We start from the raw sequence: 13972 nt of genomic DNA, 5'->3' as shown, positions 1-13972 counted from the left end.
GACAGCGCTCTGTCTATGGCGTGGTACGCCTGGGACTTCACGGCCTTGCGCGGGCGCAGCCTTCTCAGTCTGGCCAGCTCCATATTTCCTATGACTAGATCAAGGTGAGCGCGAAGGCTCGGGCTGGGCCTAAATCGGCCCTTGGCGCGCATTTCCGGGGAGAGGCAAGGCCTGCGGGTGGTCAGCGGGTGTAGGGTTCGCATTGGAGGCTGTAGAAGGTTCCGGTTGTATTGCGTTGTGCCGGGTGGCCAACGTCAACGGCCAGGGCCACGAGCGTGACGACCAGGCGCTGGGTGCTGGGGAATGTCAGGACGGTGCCCACGGCCGGGGCCAGGCCTGGCGCGAGCATTCGGAGAAATTGGGGCTTTCCTCCCAGCTGGGTGAGGTAAACCGCCGTGGGCAGCAGGCGCGGCCGCCGGCTGGTCGGGATCAGCTTTACCGGCGGGGTCTGCGTCTTCGGATCTGGGATCGGCCGGCCGCGATGGGCCTGAAAGGCGTGCTCCAGGGCGTGGGGATCGAACCCAAGGCTTGGCGCTGTGCTTGGCTCCGTCATGGCCGAACCATCAGGACGTTGGCCGGCTTGGGCATGCGGTAGGCGATCTGGTCGCCGCGACTGGCGTAGATCCGGTTCAGCTCAGTGCTGCCGTGGACGAGTGCGCGGGGTGTGAAGCGCTTGAGGCGATCCCTGGCCAGATCCGCGCTGCGGTGCACTGCCTTGGCGTCATCCAGCGTGAACGGCTCCATGTTCTGCATTCGCTTCGTGAGCTTGTCGCGGATCAGGATGAAGGCACACAAGGGCGTCTTGTCTAGGCTGGGCTGAAACTTCTCGGCTGCTTCCACCAGGCAGAAGTCGTCAAGCATTTCCATGGCCAGGGCTCTGTTGAGTGGTTGGCCAATGAATTCAATGGCATCAAAGCGGTGGTGATCGAATCGCTTGTCCAGGTGTGTGCGCAGCTTCGCGGTGGACTCGCGCAGGCCAAGCAGGCGCTTTAGTTCCAGCTGCTGGCGCTGGGTTGCTGCGGCGATGGCGTTGAACTGTGGTGCGTATGTGGGCATAAAAAAACCCGGCGGGGCCGGGTTCTCTGGTTGGTTGCTTGTCACCTTGGCGGGGCGTATTCCCCATAGCCGCGGTCGTCGTGATTGGCTTGCTGCTGGCCGTCCTGGCGGGTGCCCAGCATCTGCATGGCGTCGGCGCGAATCTCCGTCGCATAGCGTTCCTGGCCAGAGGCCTGGTCTGTCCATTTGCGGGTGCGCAAGCTGCCCTCGATGTAGAGCTGCGCGCCCTTGCGCACGTACTGCTCAACAATTTCGGCCAGCTTCTGCGAGAAGACGACGCGGTGCCATTCGGTTGCTTCCTTGTTTTCGCCGTTGTTCTTGTCGCGCCAGCGGTCGGTCGTGGCCAGGCTGAGGTTGGCCACCTTGTCGCCGCTGGGGAACGTGCGAATTTCAGGGTCACGGCCGACATTGCCGACGAGGATTACTTTGTTGACTGATGCCATTGCTTAGGTCTGTCTTTCTGTGCTTGCTTGCGTCTATCGCTCAAGCGTGGGCAGAGTATGACTGGCCTGTAGCGAGGTCTTGGCCAAGGCGCGAGAAGCGGCGAATGCGCGCGGCCTGGTTGGCCAGGGCGTGGCGCTCGCGGGTGCGCATGTTGCCGACCGCGAAGCTGGCGGTTTTGCCGGTGACGGGGTGCGTCACTGTGCCGATTGCCTGGTTGTTTTTGACGCTTATCTGCGCGTGTTGCTCCAGGTTGGAGTCGCGCAGCATGGTCTTGAGTAGCTTGAGAGCTTGAGTCATATTGGTTTGAGAGTGGTTGTTATGCGCTGGCTTGTTTTTGGATCTGCAGCATGTCGGCGTGCAGCTGGGTGCCTAGCGTCATGAGAAGCCCGTGCACATAGGCTCGGGGGCGGTTTTGCTCGATGCGAATGGCTCCGGGCAAAAGAGGGTGCGATAGCAGCGTGCAACCTGGTGGCGGGTGCTGGCGCTGGCCTGCTTCAATGGCCAGGTCGTATGCGCCCCAGATGCATTGCAGGGTGATGGGTTGCTGTTCGATGGGCATAAAAAAAGCCCGGCGAGAGCCGGGCTACGAAGGGATGGCGGAGCTGGTGAATCAACGGCCCGGTGTGCAGCCCCGGTTGATTGCGTGCGTTGGAGGCTTGAAGCCCTGGCGGTGCTGACGCGCCAGTTTTCCCGCTGATTCACCAGATAAAAACACTAGGGAAATGCTCTTATCTGGTGGCCCCCTGATGGCACGCGGGGGCGGTCGCTGCGAGTGTCCCAGCCGTCGCAATGCTTCCACCCCACCACTTAGCCATGACCGGCACAAGGCGGCGCAACAATAGCGCCGTGGCGTGCAAATCATAGCAAATGCTTCTGTTTGGAAGCAATAGCGGAAGCATTTATTTTTTTGTCTGATTGATCGCGTCAATCTGCTGCAATGCAGCGGCCGCCTCTCGGATGCGGGAAAGGGCGGTGTGAATGGTTCCGCTCAATGGGGTAGCGGCCATGTCGTAATGGGGGAGGGAGTCAATCGCGGTGGCCAACAGGTCTGCGGCGTCGTCAAGACTGCCGGCCGCAAAGGTTAATCCCTCGTTGCAAGGGATATGTAAGGTGCCACCGCGTGCGCATTCAATGGTTAATTGCGCGGGAATATTGGGTTCGGAGTCGGGCGAAAGGGCCGGTTGTGTCGTCACTGTCTGCATGTCTCTCTTCAAAAAAAATATGCAGCGTTTTGCCAGCCCTCACTTTCACTCTAGAACTAACGTATCAGGGGCATGTTCAAAGCGCTGCGTAAGAGATTTTCCATGCGCTTTCGATCCTCTGCAGGCATGTTTTTCAACTTATGCAAAAGCTCGGGTGTGAATAGGTCGCCGGTGTCCTGGTAGGGGTGAAACCAGCCCGAAAAGCCGGGCAGGGCCTCGCAGCGGGAAACGAAGTCCTCGGATATCGCGCGCGTGCCCTTGGCCAGCTGGCTGATAAATGCCCCGTCCCGGTATCCGAGCATGCGCCCGAGAGAGGCGTAGCCATTGCAGGCTATGGCCAGGTCTTGTAATCGCGTGCGCCGGTGCTCTTGTAGTTGTTCCTTGTTCAAGGTGTCCTCCTGTGTTTACTTTGCTTGTGAAGATCGAAGCAATTGCTATGCTCTCGGTTTATGAAAAAGCAAAACCTTTTCCATACCTACCAGCAGAGAGCAGATGCCAAGCCAATGTGGCAGATCGCTTATGAAGCTGGTGCGGGTAGTGTGGAGTTCTTGCGCCAGGTTGCGCTAGGCCGGCGCAAAGCCAGCGAGCCCCTGGCGCGCGGTATTGAGATCTCCACTGACGGCCATGTAACTCGCAAGATGCTGCGCCCGGATGTCTATGAGGATGTTTGGGGTGATGCACGCGGGGTGTTCGCGCGCATGCAGGAAGTCGCGGCCTGCCCTGAGACAGTGCGGCGGCGGTACATGGGATTTGATGATGGTCAAGCAAGCGAAGCGGGGCCGGTATGAGCAAGAAATCGAGAAAGGGAGCCCGCGACATTGAGCGGCTGCAGGCCGCTGCGCACCGTATAGCCGTGTGCGCTATTGAAGAGGTTGCCGGGAAGTTTCCGAGCAAGTCGCAAATGGCTAGGGAATTCGGTGTGAGCCGGCAGAGCGTGAATAACTGGATGAAGAGGGGAGCCCCCGTCAGTATGTGTTTACTCATTGAAGAGAAAACGGGGGTGTGCGCGGAGCGACTTGCGCCCCTGCAGGATTGGGAGCAGCTGCGATTGGACGCAAAAAGGGTAGCGGGGAATCAATGCTAAGTCTTGCGATTGGGGGAATTAGAGAGCAAAAGCAATTTGCATGTTCTGCGAGAGCAATTGCTGATGGCAGCGAGATTAACGGGGCAATTTGTAAACGTCTATCCCTGTTTGTTACAAATTACGTAGGACAAAGCTGATGCAGGTATGGGAAATGCTCGATCGCCCCATCGTGGTGCATCGCGTGTTGGTGGATTTGGGGGTGGGGATCACTGGTGCAGTGCTGCTTTCACAGGCGCTTTACTGGACACAGCGCACGACAGACCGCGCAGGGTGGTTCTACAAGACGATTGACGAGTGGCAAGAGGAAACGGGATTGACACGGGCAGAGCAAAAAACAGCTCGCGCCAGGCTGGAAACGGCAGGGCTTATGCGTGAAGAGCTGCGCGGCGTGCCCGCCAGGATGTATTTCCAGGTGCAGACAGAGGCGCTTTCCGGGGCTTTGCTGGCGCTGCCTTCCGGGTTGCGGGGATTGCGCATTCAAGGATGCGAAGAGGATGCAAACAAGCCTGCAGGAATCCAGCAAGCTGGGGGCTCGGATGCTGCAGCCAGGGGTGCAGGAAAGCTGCAGACTAAGGTAAAGGCATCGACTACAGCAAAGACTACGACAACGACTACAGCATGTGGCGCTGCTACCAAAACGGGCACAGCGGGCACATCGTTGGTGAAGGTCGTCAAGGGTCAAGCCATCGTCATTAAGCGCGCAGACGGCCGGGAAATGACCTTGCCGGGGGATATGCGCTACCCACGGGATGCGGCAAAGCCATCTTTCAAGGTCTGGGCCAACTACGCCTATGCGTTCAACAAGCGCTATGGAGTCTGGCCAGTCTTCAACGCACGCCAGGCCAAGATGTGCACGACGCTGGTTAGCTACGTTGGCGAAGAGGATGCCCCCAAGCTGGTGGCGTACTACGTTGGCCAGGACTTTGACCGCTACGTGCTGGAGCATCAGCACAAGCTCTCCCTGCTGGTGCAGGACGCTGAAACGTGGCTGGCGCGTGCCAAGGGCGCAAAGGGTGGTCAGCCCCAGCACCAGGCAGAAGACGCCGCTATGGAGGCCTCTGTGGCCGCAGCAATGGCTTTGAGGCAGGGGGCAGCGTGAGTTTGAGTGAATTGGAAGTTGCCGAGGTGATGAAGCAGCTTGGGCAGATCCACATGGCGTACCGCAAGCCAGCGCCCCGCCCGGAAGTGCTCAACATGATGGTTGACGACCTGGCCCCCTTTGGGCTCGCCAACATCCTGCAGGGCTTCGCTCGGCTGCGAGTCACCTACACCGGGCAGGCTCCTATCTCGTCAGCGCTCCTTATCGGAGCCTGTGAGAGTGCAGTCGGTCGCTTGTCACCAGATGAGGCATGGAGCTTAGCGCTGAGTGCGCGCGATGAAGCGGCAACGGTCGTCTGGAACGATGAGATAGAGCAGGCCTGGTGGGGCGCGGCAGAGCTGATGCGCGGCCAAAGGCCTGACCTTGTGGGCGGGCGGCGCGCCTTCATCGACACGTACACCAGTGTTTGCCATCGAAAGCGAGAGCGCGGCGAGCTGCCCATTGTGTCGGCCAGTCTCGGCACCGATAAGCGCCTGCAGGTTGAGGCCGTTCGCAAGGCGCACTCACGCGGGCTCGATGTGCGGCCGCTGCTGGAGGGTGAGCAAGGCGCGATCATCAAGTTGTCCCTGGAGACTGGCAAGGGAGGCGCGGCGCTCTTGCTGGGTCGGAGCATCGAGGGCGCGGCCGACGATCTGGGGCGCGGCGCGGCCGCACGGTCGAGGTTTTCCGACGAGCTGGCCAGGCTGGGCGAGTTGTTTGCAGACCTGGAGCCAGACGCGGCCGCCGATTCGGTCACGGATTGGGAGATTGCCGCGCGCAACTTGCAGGCGGTCAGCGGCATTCTGCTGGAGCTGGGCAAGAAGCGCCGGCCGCAGCAGAAGGTTTTGGCCGGGCCGGAGATTTTGCGAAAGCTGCGCGATGTGATGGCGGCCGCGCCGGCCGAGCGCGAGAGGCAGCGCGCCACTCAGATACAGGCTGGATTGGAAGAGACAGCCAGGCGGAAGGCGGCGGCCCAGGTGGCATGCGATGCTTACATAGACAGAAGCAAGCAAGCAAACACCGAAGCAAGCAAATAAGCAAGCAAGCAAGCGCAAACAGTCATAGAATGCGCCTGTGTTTACAAGGCATGTGCTTAGAGCGCAGGAGCTTTTGCGGCCTATGATCGAAGCATTTGCACTTGTTTGGCTTAGCAATCGCTATCTAATTGGACTTACATGGAATGGGTATGGAATCTCAAACTATGACCGACCCCAGTTCGGGCAATGTCGCCAGTGAAGTGGCCAGGCATCGTCTGCTGGTGCTTGGCTTTGACCTTGGCGTGAAAACCGGCGTGGCGCGCTACTTCGACGGCAAGCTGCTGGCGCTGGAAACCGTCAAGCCTTGGGGCATGCGGGATCTGCTGGAGGCCAGCTGCCTGACGGCCGCGCGCGTGGATGTGGTGTTTGAAGACAGCCGCCTGCAATCCAAGCTGTTTAGCGCGAACAAAGCCACGGGCGAGGCGAAGCGGCTCAAGATCGCGCGCGATGTGGGCGGCATTGACGCCTGGTGCACGCTGCTGGAGCATGAGTGCGAGCGCCTGGGCCTGCGCTGCCTGGGCGTCAGCCCTGCCGACAAGGGCGCGAAGGTCGCGGCTTCGGCCTTTGACCACATCACCGGCTGGCCAGGCCGAACCAATGAGCACGAGCGCGATGCGGCCATGGTGGCGCGCCCCTTCCGAAAGGGGTTCCACTGATGCAGGCATATCTCAGGCCTTCGGGCCTCAATGGCTCGCGCTTCAACAGTCGCCTGGCCAAAACGCATAAGGCCGCCTGGCGCGCGCTCAAGCTGCAGCGCGCAGCTGACTTGCAGCTCTTGGAGGGGGTGAGGGAGTTCATCTGCTCCGGTCGCGGCATGTCTGCGCTGCCGCAGCATTTGCATTCCAAGGTGCTTATGAAATGGAGTGACCCCTCTCGGGCGTGCGAGGTGCTTGACCGCTCCACGCTTCGCCTAATTGGCCGCGTCACTCGTCTGGGGGTGTGGCCATGCTGATGACCCGCCGATTCAACCGCCGGCGCGCGGCCGAGATCCGCACCAGGCACCGGGAGCGCCGCGAGCATCGAGCGCGCTATGACGCATATGTGATGGAGATGGTGCATAGGCATTTCCATCGTGACGCGGAGCTTCCCATGGGGATCGCCCTCGCTTATCAGGACGGCCAGCATCACTATGAGGTACGGGAGCAAAGAACCGGCCGCCTGATCGGCAAAGCCTATGCGCCGTCGCCAAAGGTCGAGAGCCGGGTAAGCGACTTTGACCAGGCATTCGCCAGCTTTGAGGCCGAAAAGCTGCGTGTCTTGGCGGGGGCTGAGTGCGGCGCTGCTGTGGCCGCGTCTTGGTTGCCCGCTGAGGTCAAGAGGCCGCGCGGCATCCTGGCCACGATTCTGGGGTGGTTGCCATGGCGTTGACCCAGCGACAACCCCTCAAGCGCCACAAGCCCATGGCCAGGGGCACCAGCTCGATGGGCCGGGGCTCAGGCTTCACCCAGCGCCAGCCAGAGCCTGGCCAGAGTGCAGAAGAGGCGAGGGAGCAGCGCCTGCAGGAGCGCGCCGCGCGCTCGGCCGCACAGGCTCTGTCAAATGCTGCCCGTGGCCAGGTGCAGGGGAGCGCCCCTGTCTTCTCTGACCAGGTGGTGAGCGTGCCCAAGGAAAACGCGGTCGAGCATGAGGGCTATCGGCGTCTGGTGGCCAGCTTCCCTTGCGCGCATTGCGGGATCGAGGGCTACAGCCAGCACGCCCACGAGAACGAAAACAAGGGCAAGAGCTTGAAGCTCGATGACCGGCGCGCCATGGCGCTGTGCTGCACGCGGCCGGGGGTTGAGGGGTGTCACATCCAGTTTGACCAATACCGACTGCTGCCTGGCGGCCGTGAGGCGCATGTGGCGCAAGGCCGGATCTGGGCGGCAGAAGCGCGTGCGCGCATTGAGGCGTTGGGTCTGTGGCCGAAGAACCTAGAGAAATGGGGCGGGAATGTCGCTTGAAAGAATGGTTGAGTACTTTGTCGGCAACCAGGACGCGCCGCAGCGTCCTTTCAATCCATTCCCCCCTGGCCATATCGTGCGCGGCTCGGGCACTGATGTGACATTGACCTTTTTGAGAAGCCAGCCCAAGCGCTGGTTTTTCCATCATGAGCTGATTCTTGCCCTCGGCCGCTCAAAGGGCGAGGTTGATTGGGCCGTGCAGCAGCTCGTCAGGCTGGGCCTGCTCGAAACGGTCGAGCACAAGGAGCGCAGCAGAGCGCCCGTGTACAAGTACCGCTACAAGGACGGGGCCGCCGGCAGCTCTAGGCCCGCTTCCACGGCCGCGCAGGCCAGCGCCAGCGAGCGCGGCAAGAACGCCGATTCGTTCAGATAGCGCTCCATGCTGGCGCTGGTGACGCCCACCAGCTTGGCCCCGGCCTCGGGCTCCAGGTGGTTGCGCTCCAGCCAGGCGCGCAGATCCTTGGGCGTCATCTTCATGGATCGCGGTACCGAACCTGTAGCCAGGCGCGCATCGGCCAGCAGCTCGCCAGCTCGGCGGCAGGAGCGCAGCACATTGGCCAGCTCTACGCCGGTTTCTCGCTCGATGGCTTCGGGCTCCAGGCCATCGACGGCGTACAAGCGCAGCAGCTTGGTCGTTTCGGGCCTCTTGGGGGCGTACAGCCTCACCAGGCCGTCAAAGGCTTCCGGCGTGATGGTGGGGAAATAGCGTTGATGCGCTCTCATGGTTGCCTATTCAAACAGTCTGCCCATTGCCTCGGCGCGCAGGGCTTCAATCTTGGCCCAGACCTCTGCCTTGGCGGCCGCAGCGGCCGCAAAGCCAGGATGCTGGCTCAGCTCAGCGTCGAACTGGTCGCCCGGTACATCGTCCTTGTCCAGCTGCATGCGCATGAAAGCCTGGCTGCATCGGTTCAACGCTTCGCAGGCTTGCAGGTAGTCGCGGCCTAGTTGCTCGTGGCCAATAGCGCGCAGCAGCTCAAGCGCCGAGTGCGGGCGCTTGGGGTCGAGCTGCATCAGGTCGGCGTCTTTGGGGAGTGGGATCGTGGTCATTGGTCGTGGTGGATCTGTACGGCGGTCGCCTGTATGGCCATGGTGCTGTCCAAGGTCGTGAGCAGGGCAGAGCTGCCTTTCAGCATGGCCTCGTTGATGGCCTCGCGGTAGGCCTTTTGCAGCGGGCTGGCCTCGGCATGGGTATTAATGATGCGGCATAGCGCCTGCATGCGGCGGCCGTCAAGCTCCAGCTGGCGCTGGTCGATTCGGGCTTGCGCCCATCTCACATAGCTTGAGCACGGGGCATGGGTGCCGTCATCAATGCGGGAGTCATCGCTGCAGCGGGCGGTGCAGTCGCAGCTTGGGAGGTTCTTGCCCGCCTGGGCAATGATTTGTCTGTCTGTCAGCATGTCCGTTTTCTAGTTCACCACGATAGCGAAGACTTCCACGGGGTCGGGCCCGAAGTGGGGGTGTGTGATGGTCTTGAGGCTGTAGCCGCGCCACGGCCGCGCCAGGCGGCGCGCCTGGTCGTCCTTGGCGGGGTAGCCCATGGCCAGCTCAATGCGGCCGTAGGCGCGGCCTTCCAGGCGCTTGCGCCAGTAGGGGGTCGCTTTGCGGTATTCCTCGGTCTTGGTGCCGTCGCGTATGGCCTCGAAGTACTCACGCTTGAGAGGAAGGGTCAGCATTTTCATGCTTGGCCTTTGTGCGCGCTGAGCGAGCGAATACTGCGGCGGGATAACGTCTTTGACCGTCTTGCAGGCGGGGCAGACATGGCGGTATCCCTTACCTGGTGGGATGTAGAGTCCAGTCGGCGGTTCGTGCTCCGGATGGGTGCACGTTTTGTCTGATGGCAAGTCGAAGAACATCACTCACCCCCTTGCGCTGCCTGGGCGGCGCGCTGTTCATCGATTCGGTCTGCGATGCGTTCCAGCTCATCGGCGGCCACGGCGATCTCTTGTTCTGACAGATCGGACTTGTCGCTCGCCCAGCACACGATTTCCGTCGCGCGCAAGACTTCAGCGGCAAATCGTCGCGCCACATAGCGTGCATGACGCTTTCGTATCGCGGCCATCACTGCCCCTTTGCTGCCGCGATAGCGGCGTCAACAGCTTGATCGAGGTCTTCTTCGTTGAGGATGACGTTCTGAGGCGTCATGCCTGCGAAGACGCCACCTTGGCTGATCGTTTCCAGATCACGGGAGCGCAGCCAGCGGTATCGTTCGGCATCAAGTGCATCGCCGTGCTGCCAGTCGCTCATGCGCTGTTCAAATGTCACCGCATCCCTCGCGTCTGCCTGCTGGGGTGCGGGTTCTGCGGTCAGCAACGCTTCCAAGTCTTGCTTCAGATACTTGTGGCTATCAGGGTCGCGGCAGTATTTGTAGGCGATAGCGATGCAGTTTTTGATGGCATCATTCCGCCACTTGATAACCACTGGATGGCGCGGCCCGACGATGGAGTCCAGCACCTTGAGGATTCGTGAGGGATATTCTTCGAGTGGTACATCTTGGTTGTCGGCTGCAGCCAAGTCTGCGTACACCTCGGCTGCGAATTGTTCGCGCCACCCATCGGGCGCCGCCTGCGCCTGTCCACCAGTAGCCAGCGAATCAGCAGGTGCTGGGGCGGCAGAACTCATGACGCGTTCGCGCAGCTCATGGTCCTCTGGCCCGCAAAGAGCAATCAGTTCCTGCAGCCATTGGGTGGGTATCGTGACCTGTTTCATTTCGACAGACCTTTCTTGGATGCAAATGGGATGTTCTGCTCAACGATGCGGACGCGCGGCTTGTACTGCTCCAGCGCTTCTGTCCAGTCGGCATGCGTCATGTTCTTTTCAGAGTCGCCATCGGGCCACTGGACTTGCAGGCCGAGCGCGCGACACAGGATTTCGATTTCCCCTGCAATCGCACTCTTGCCGCAGCCTGTGAAGCCGGACACAGTGACCAGCACTTCGCCTTGCTCCACTGCCTGCACTCCCTCTGCGGGGTGCGCTGGTGCTGCCGCAATAGCTGCCTGGGCCAGCAGGGCGCGCAATGCCTCGATTTCCAAAGCGCCACGGATGCAGGCTTTTGCATCGAGCTTGTCCCAGCTGTGACCGGTTGGGTAGTTCGTTGCCATGGCCCGCAGTTGTGCGGCTGCGCTCTCGCCCTTGGGCATGATCGCGGGTTGCTGCTGCCTGACCCATTCCGGGTTCAGCATCTGGCCTTGCTCAATGTCGTGCGGGTCGTCAATCCACTTCGGCACAGCGGGCGCATCTGCTGCCGGGGTGGCGACGCGCAACACATCGCTTGCAAATGCGACAAGGCCGCCACGGTCGATCAGGCGTACACCGTCCTCTCGGCTCTCGTCTGCGTGCACATCGGCAATGGACAGCACGCGATCCATATCCAGCTGCGCCACGGGGGCTGCCGGGGTGTCGGCAAGCGCGGCGCGGGCCTGTATCGCGTGCCATGCGACAGTCAGCGTTAAATCCTTGTATCCCGTCGTGCCCAGTGCAGGATCGTCGTCGCGCTCCACATTCCATGTGCCATAGCTGCGCGCCCACACCTCAAACGCGCCACGCTCATCAGGCACCGGCACGCCAGCGGGCGCTGCCTGGGGTGCTGCACGCAAGGCGCGGTCTGCGTCCACGTAGGCGCGCATTTCGCTGGCGCTGAATACCTGGGCATCGCTCACGTATGCAGAGGCGTCATCGCCCTTGGGCAGCGGTGGGTAGCCGTCTGCCTCGGGCTTGGGCGCTCCAGCCAGGAAAGCGCGCACGCGGTCGACTAGGGGGTGGTCTCCATCCTCATACTCAAGGTCATGGCCATCTACAAAGAACTCGGCCGATACCTCATGAAGCAGCCGCATGGCATTGCGCAATTTGGCAGTTTGCGAAATTTCGCAAGTTTCGGCCGCAGCGGCCTCGGGCTGGTTCTCGTCTGGGAGCATGCCGAAATAGCCGTCTGTGACCAACGCGCTGCGCATTGGCCACAAAGCATCCGTGTGCTGTTGCAAGGCGTATCCGCTGATGACCCAGCCGGCGCGCTGCAGCGTTCTGAGCTTGCCTTGGGCTACGGAGCCCAGCTCCAGGGCGGGGATGTTGATTTTTGGGAATGTAAATGGAGGCTGGCGTGTCATGGCTTAGCTCTTCAAAGGGGATACCAGCGCCAGCGCTTCGGGCCGGGGGCTTTCGGGCTGCTCGTCCACCAGCTTGAAGCGCCAGGCCAGCCACTCAAAGCGCTGGCCCATGTCGGTGCGGCCGGTGATGGTTTCGAGCCAGCGCTGCACTTCCATCACGCAAGGGGTGTCGAAGCTGATGGCGGTCATGCATGCGGCGTGGTTGCGCTTGTCCAGGCGGCGCAGCTCTGTGAGGTCAAGCGGGAAGCGGTAGCCGTTGTAAAGCCCCAGCAAGACACGCGCGCACACTTCCGCGCCGCTGTGACTCTGGGTGGTGGCCAGCACAAACAGGTGCAGTAGCGCGTCCAGGGGGTGCATAGGCATGTGCTCGCCGTTCAGCTCGGCGCAGCGTGTGATTGCGTCGTATGCAGAGAGGCCTTCACTATGGATATCCCAGCTCACAAAGTAGGAGTTAGCTTTTTCGGGGTCGGCCCTGTATGTCTCGCGGAAAACGCGCCAGCCGTTGCTTTCCTCCATGAATGCGTAGGGGCTGGGCTTGTGGGTCTTGTCGCTGGTTTGTTTGAGCATGGCTGCGTCCTGGTTGTTAACGGGTGGGCTTGACGGGAATACCGATCATGATGGATTGGCCAGGCTTGAGCTGGGCTTGCGCTTCCGCAATGGCGGTTTCAGCCTGCTGCCTGGCGGTGGCGATGACGGTGCGCAGATCCGCCTCGTTGGGGAATTTCTGCTTGAAAAGCTCAATGAACTGGTCGCGGGTGAGGCCGGTGTACTGGCCGGCCATGGTGGTCAGCATCAGGTCGGCGGTTTCTTCGTAGAGGGTAGCCATGGTGTCAGCCGTGCAGTGGGCAGGGGTTGCCGGTGCCATCGTTGCAGTGGCTGCAGTGGTTAATTTCGTGGCTGTCGGCCGCCAAGCCCCAGCCGGATTGCCAAGCCTCCAGCAGCTGGGGCTCGTCCATAAAGAACCGGGGCGGGGTGTGGCAGTCGTTGTGAAAGTCGGTCATGCCGTCGCCTATGGCGCTGGTGGTGGCTTCAAGGGCGGCCAGGCCTGCTTGCTCGCTGTCTTGGCCAAAGATGGCTGCTTGCACCCTGGCTGTGGCCAGCTCGGCGCGTGCTTGTAGTCCTCGCATGTGGTTGCTCCGTTGGGTTGGTGATGCGGATCGGGTCAGCGCCCGGTGCAGCCCTCTGTCACAGGGCTGGGGCTGGCGCTGTCAGGCGGCGGCCTCTTCCAGCTTGTCGGGGGCTCCTGAGTCGGTGAAGTCGTCCAGGTAGCCCACGGCCTCGTCCATGGCGTCGATGGCGGCCTGGGCCTTCTCGCCCTTCTCGCCGTTTTGAAGGCTCTCAAGCATGTTGTCGAAAGCCTCCTGCTCTTCGTCGCGCACGGCGTCAATGTCTTCGCGCAGTTGATTTGCCTGCTCAATGAGTTCCTGCATTCTGTCTTGCAGTTTTTTAAGTTTGGCGCGGCGTTGATTGTTCATGTCTTTCCTTGCTTGTGTGCTTGCTTAGTTGCTTCTGTCTATGTCATGTTATCAGATATACGACAAGTTAGGGTGAGCAAAAGCCAAGACTCAAGGGGCTGGGGAGCGCTGCGATGCTGCGAGCTATCGCGGCCTGGTCTTCGCGGAATTTGCGCGAACGCGCCTCCATGGTTCCGTTGTGAACATCCACCAGGTATTGGAAGTTGGACGCGCGCAGGGGGCCGCGCCAGGTGTTCCATGCGGCCATGATGGCCGTGCGCTGCTCGGGTGTGGCCTGGAAGTACTCGCGGCGGGCCTGTCGCCAGTGCTTTGCCTCCAGGGCGCGCATGCGTGCCTCTGCAGCTTTCTGCAGCCGCTGGCGCTTGTGCAGCTCGTGGTCGGGGTCGAATGGCGCGGGCTGCTCCAGCTGGTCGCTGAAAAGGGGGTAGTCGCTGGCCAGCTTGGCGCACTGGTTGGCCACGCGGCGCGCTGCATTCGTGAGCTTGCGGGTGGTCATGACGACCGGCTCATATCGTTCCATGCGTTTGAATTTCATGTCGTTGCTTCGGTGCTTTGT

Annotated in this window: 25 protein-coding genes and 1 pseudogene; 7 read left to right on the top strand and 19 right to left on the bottom strand. The window is 61.4% G+C overall.

Translation table 11 applies throughout. From position 1 onward, the window contains the following. Nucleotides 1-181 precede the first annotated feature (181 nt). From FSY45_RS27970 to FSY45_RS24945, 7 genes and pseudogenes are all read right to left on the bottom strand, one after another. On the bottom strand, nucleotides 182-349 hold the full coding sequence (locus FSY45_RS27970; RefSeq protein WP_187427612.1) for a hypothetical protein: 168 nt from the start codon (nucleotides 347-349) through the stop codon (nucleotides 182-184). Nucleotides 350-549: 200 nt separating this feature from the next. Next, entirely contained in the window at nucleotides 550-1056 is a 507-nt protein-coding gene (locus tag FSY45_RS24970) for a hypothetical protein (RefSeq protein ID WP_148748516.1), read from the bottom strand. A gap of 44 nt (nucleotides 1057-1100) precedes the next feature. Then, nucleotides 1101-1499, bottom strand: a pseudogene (gene ssb / locus FSY45_RS24965) (single-stranded DNA-binding protein); the annotation flags it as partial. Between the two features lie 40 nt (nucleotides 1500-1539). After that, the gene (locus tag FSY45_RS24960) at nucleotides 1540-1797 is read right to left on the bottom strand and encodes a hypothetical protein (RefSeq protein WP_148748514.1); all 258 of its coding nucleotides are present in this window, start codon (nucleotides 1795-1797) and stop codon (nucleotides 1540-1542) included. A 19-nt stretch (nucleotides 1798-1816) separates the two neighbouring features. Next, complete coding sequence (locus tag FSY45_RS24955; RefSeq protein WP_148748513.1) at nucleotides 1817-2059, bottom strand: hypothetical protein; 243 nt, start codon at nucleotides 2057-2059, stop codon at nucleotides 1817-1819. A 340-nt stretch (nucleotides 2060-2399) separates the two neighbouring features. Further along, nucleotides 2400-2702, bottom strand: a complete 303-nt coding sequence (locus FSY45_RS24950) for a hypothetical protein (protein ID WP_148748512.1) — start codon at nucleotides 2700-2702, stop codon at nucleotides 2400-2402. 56 nt (nucleotides 2703-2758) lie between these two features. Next, nucleotides 2759-3091 carry a hypothetical protein gene (locus FSY45_RS24945; protein WP_148748511.1) on the bottom strand — a complete coding sequence of 111 codons (333 nt, stop codon included), beginning with the start codon at nucleotides 3089-3091 and terminating at the stop codon, nucleotides 2759-2761. Between the two features lie 60 nt (nucleotides 3092-3151). Between FSY45_RS24945 and FSY45_RS24940 the strand changes: the two genes are divergently transcribed. The 7 genes from FSY45_RS24940 to FSY45_RS24910 all read left to right on the top strand — a co-directional run bounded on the left by FSY45_RS24940 (nucleotide 3152) and on the right by FSY45_RS24910 (nucleotide 7841). Next, nucleotides 3152-3490 (top strand): helix-turn-helix domain-containing protein, encoded by a 339-nt coding sequence (locus FSY45_RS24940; RefSeq protein ID WP_148748510.1) that lies wholly within the window; start codon nucleotides 3152-3154, stop codon nucleotides 3488-3490. Further along, complete coding sequence (locus tag FSY45_RS28545; RefSeq protein WP_148748509.1) at nucleotides 3487-3786, top strand: YdaS family helix-turn-helix protein; 300 nt, start codon at nucleotides 3487-3489, stop codon at nucleotides 3784-3786. Before FSY45_RS24940 ends, FSY45_RS28545 begins: the two co-directional genes overlap by 4 nt. A 136-nt stretch (nucleotides 3787-3922) precedes the next feature. After that, on the top strand, nucleotides 3923-4885 hold the full coding sequence (locus tag FSY45_RS24930) for a hypothetical protein (protein ID WP_148748508.1): 963 nt from the start codon (nucleotides 3923-3925) through the stop codon (nucleotides 4883-4885). Nucleotides 4886-4887: 2 nt separating this feature from the next. Next, a complete protein-coding gene (locus tag FSY45_RS24925) occupies nucleotides 4888-5901 on the top strand; it encodes a hypothetical protein (RefSeq protein ID WP_148748507.1) in 1014 nt (337 codons plus the stop codon). A gap of 149 nt (nucleotides 5902-6050) precedes the next feature. Beyond that, on the top strand, nucleotides 6051-6557 hold the full coding sequence (locus FSY45_RS24920) for a hypothetical protein (RefSeq protein WP_255443442.1): 507 nt from the start codon (nucleotides 6051-6053) through the stop codon (nucleotides 6555-6557). 289 nt (nucleotides 6558-6846) lie between these two features. After that, the gene (locus FSY45_RS24915; RefSeq protein ID WP_148748506.1) at nucleotides 6847-7269 is read left to right on the top strand and encodes a hypothetical protein; all 423 of its coding nucleotides are present in this window, start codon (nucleotides 6847-6849) and stop codon (nucleotides 7267-7269) included. Beyond that, nucleotides 7260-7841 (top strand): hypothetical protein, encoded by a 582-nt coding sequence (locus FSY45_RS24910; RefSeq protein WP_148748505.1) that lies wholly within the window; start codon nucleotides 7260-7262, stop codon nucleotides 7839-7841. The genes FSY45_RS24915 and FSY45_RS24910 overlap by 10 nt, the downstream gene beginning before the upstream one ends. A 276-nt stretch (nucleotides 7842-8117) precedes the next feature. On the opposite strand, the gene FSY45_RS24900 is transcribed toward FSY45_RS24910, so the two are convergent. The 12 genes from FSY45_RS24900 to FSY45_RS24845 all read right to left on the bottom strand — a co-directional run bounded on the left by FSY45_RS24900 (nucleotide 8118) and on the right by FSY45_RS24845 (nucleotide 13951). Further along, nucleotides 8118-8564: a hypothetical protein gene (locus FSY45_RS24900; RefSeq protein ID WP_148748504.1), complete on the bottom strand. Its 447-nt coding sequence runs from the start codon at nucleotides 8562-8564 to the stop codon at nucleotides 8118-8120. A 6-nt stretch (nucleotides 8565-8570) separates the two neighbouring features. Continuing rightward, the gene (locus FSY45_RS24895) at nucleotides 8571-8888 is read right to left on the bottom strand and encodes a hypothetical protein (protein ID WP_148748503.1); all 318 of its coding nucleotides are present in this window, start codon (nucleotides 8886-8888) and stop codon (nucleotides 8571-8573) included. After that, nucleotides 8885-9238 (bottom strand): hypothetical protein, encoded by a 354-nt coding sequence (locus tag FSY45_RS24890; protein ID WP_148748502.1) that lies wholly within the window; start codon nucleotides 9236-9238, stop codon nucleotides 8885-8887. The genes FSY45_RS24895 and FSY45_RS24890 overlap by 4 nt, the downstream gene beginning before the upstream one ends. A 9-nt stretch (nucleotides 9239-9247) precedes the next feature. Then, nucleotides 9248-9520 carry an ASCH domain-containing protein gene (locus FSY45_RS24885; RefSeq protein WP_148748501.1) on the bottom strand — a complete coding sequence of 91 codons (273 nt, stop codon included), beginning with the start codon at nucleotides 9518-9520 and terminating at the stop codon, nucleotides 9248-9250. 173 nt (nucleotides 9521-9693) lie between these two features. Beyond that, nucleotides 9694-9900, bottom strand: coding sequence for a hypothetical protein (locus tag FSY45_RS24880; RefSeq protein ID WP_148748500.1), 207 nt, complete (start codon nucleotides 9898-9900; stop codon nucleotides 9694-9696). After that, nucleotides 9900-10547, bottom strand: coding sequence for a hypothetical protein (locus FSY45_RS24875; protein ID WP_148748499.1), 648 nt, complete (start codon nucleotides 10545-10547; stop codon nucleotides 9900-9902). Before FSY45_RS24875 ends, FSY45_RS24880 begins: the two co-directional genes overlap by 1 nt. After that, a complete protein-coding gene (locus tag FSY45_RS28100; RefSeq protein WP_222864883.1) occupies nucleotides 10544-11941 on the bottom strand; it encodes a hypothetical protein in 1398 nt (465 codons plus the stop codon). The genes FSY45_RS24875 and FSY45_RS28100 overlap by 4 nt, the downstream gene beginning before the upstream one ends. 3 nt (nucleotides 11942-11944) lie before the next feature. Beyond that, nucleotides 11945-12508 (bottom strand): hypothetical protein, encoded by a 564-nt coding sequence (locus tag FSY45_RS24865; protein WP_148748498.1) that lies wholly within the window; start codon nucleotides 12506-12508, stop codon nucleotides 11945-11947. Nucleotides 12509-12524: 16 nt separating this feature from the next. Further along, entirely contained in the window at nucleotides 12525-12767 is a 243-nt protein-coding gene (locus tag FSY45_RS24860) for a hypothetical protein (protein WP_148748497.1), read from the bottom strand. Between the two features lie 4 nt (nucleotides 12768-12771). Then, nucleotides 12772-13068: a hypothetical protein gene (locus tag FSY45_RS24855; RefSeq protein ID WP_148748496.1), complete on the bottom strand. Its 297-nt coding sequence runs from the start codon at nucleotides 13066-13068 to the stop codon at nucleotides 12772-12774. An 81-nt stretch (nucleotides 13069-13149) separates the two neighbouring features. Next, nucleotides 13150-13371, bottom strand: a complete 222-nt coding sequence (locus tag FSY45_RS24850) for a hypothetical protein (RefSeq protein WP_148748495.1) — start codon at nucleotides 13369-13371, stop codon at nucleotides 13150-13152. 112 nt (nucleotides 13372-13483) lie between these two features. Next, nucleotides 13484-13951, bottom strand: coding sequence for a hypothetical protein (locus tag FSY45_RS24845; RefSeq protein WP_255443439.1), 468 nt, complete (start codon nucleotides 13949-13951; stop codon nucleotides 13484-13486). Nucleotides 13952-13972: the final 21 nt, after the last annotated feature.

Origin of the sequence: Comamonas sp. Z1, assembly GCF_008121555.1 — a bacterium.
GTDB classification, from domain to species: Bacteria; Pseudomonadota; Gammaproteobacteria; order Burkholderiales; family Burkholderiaceae_C; genus Comamonas; species Comamonas thiooxydans.
This window is presented reverse-complemented; position numbering and strand designations above follow the sequence as displayed.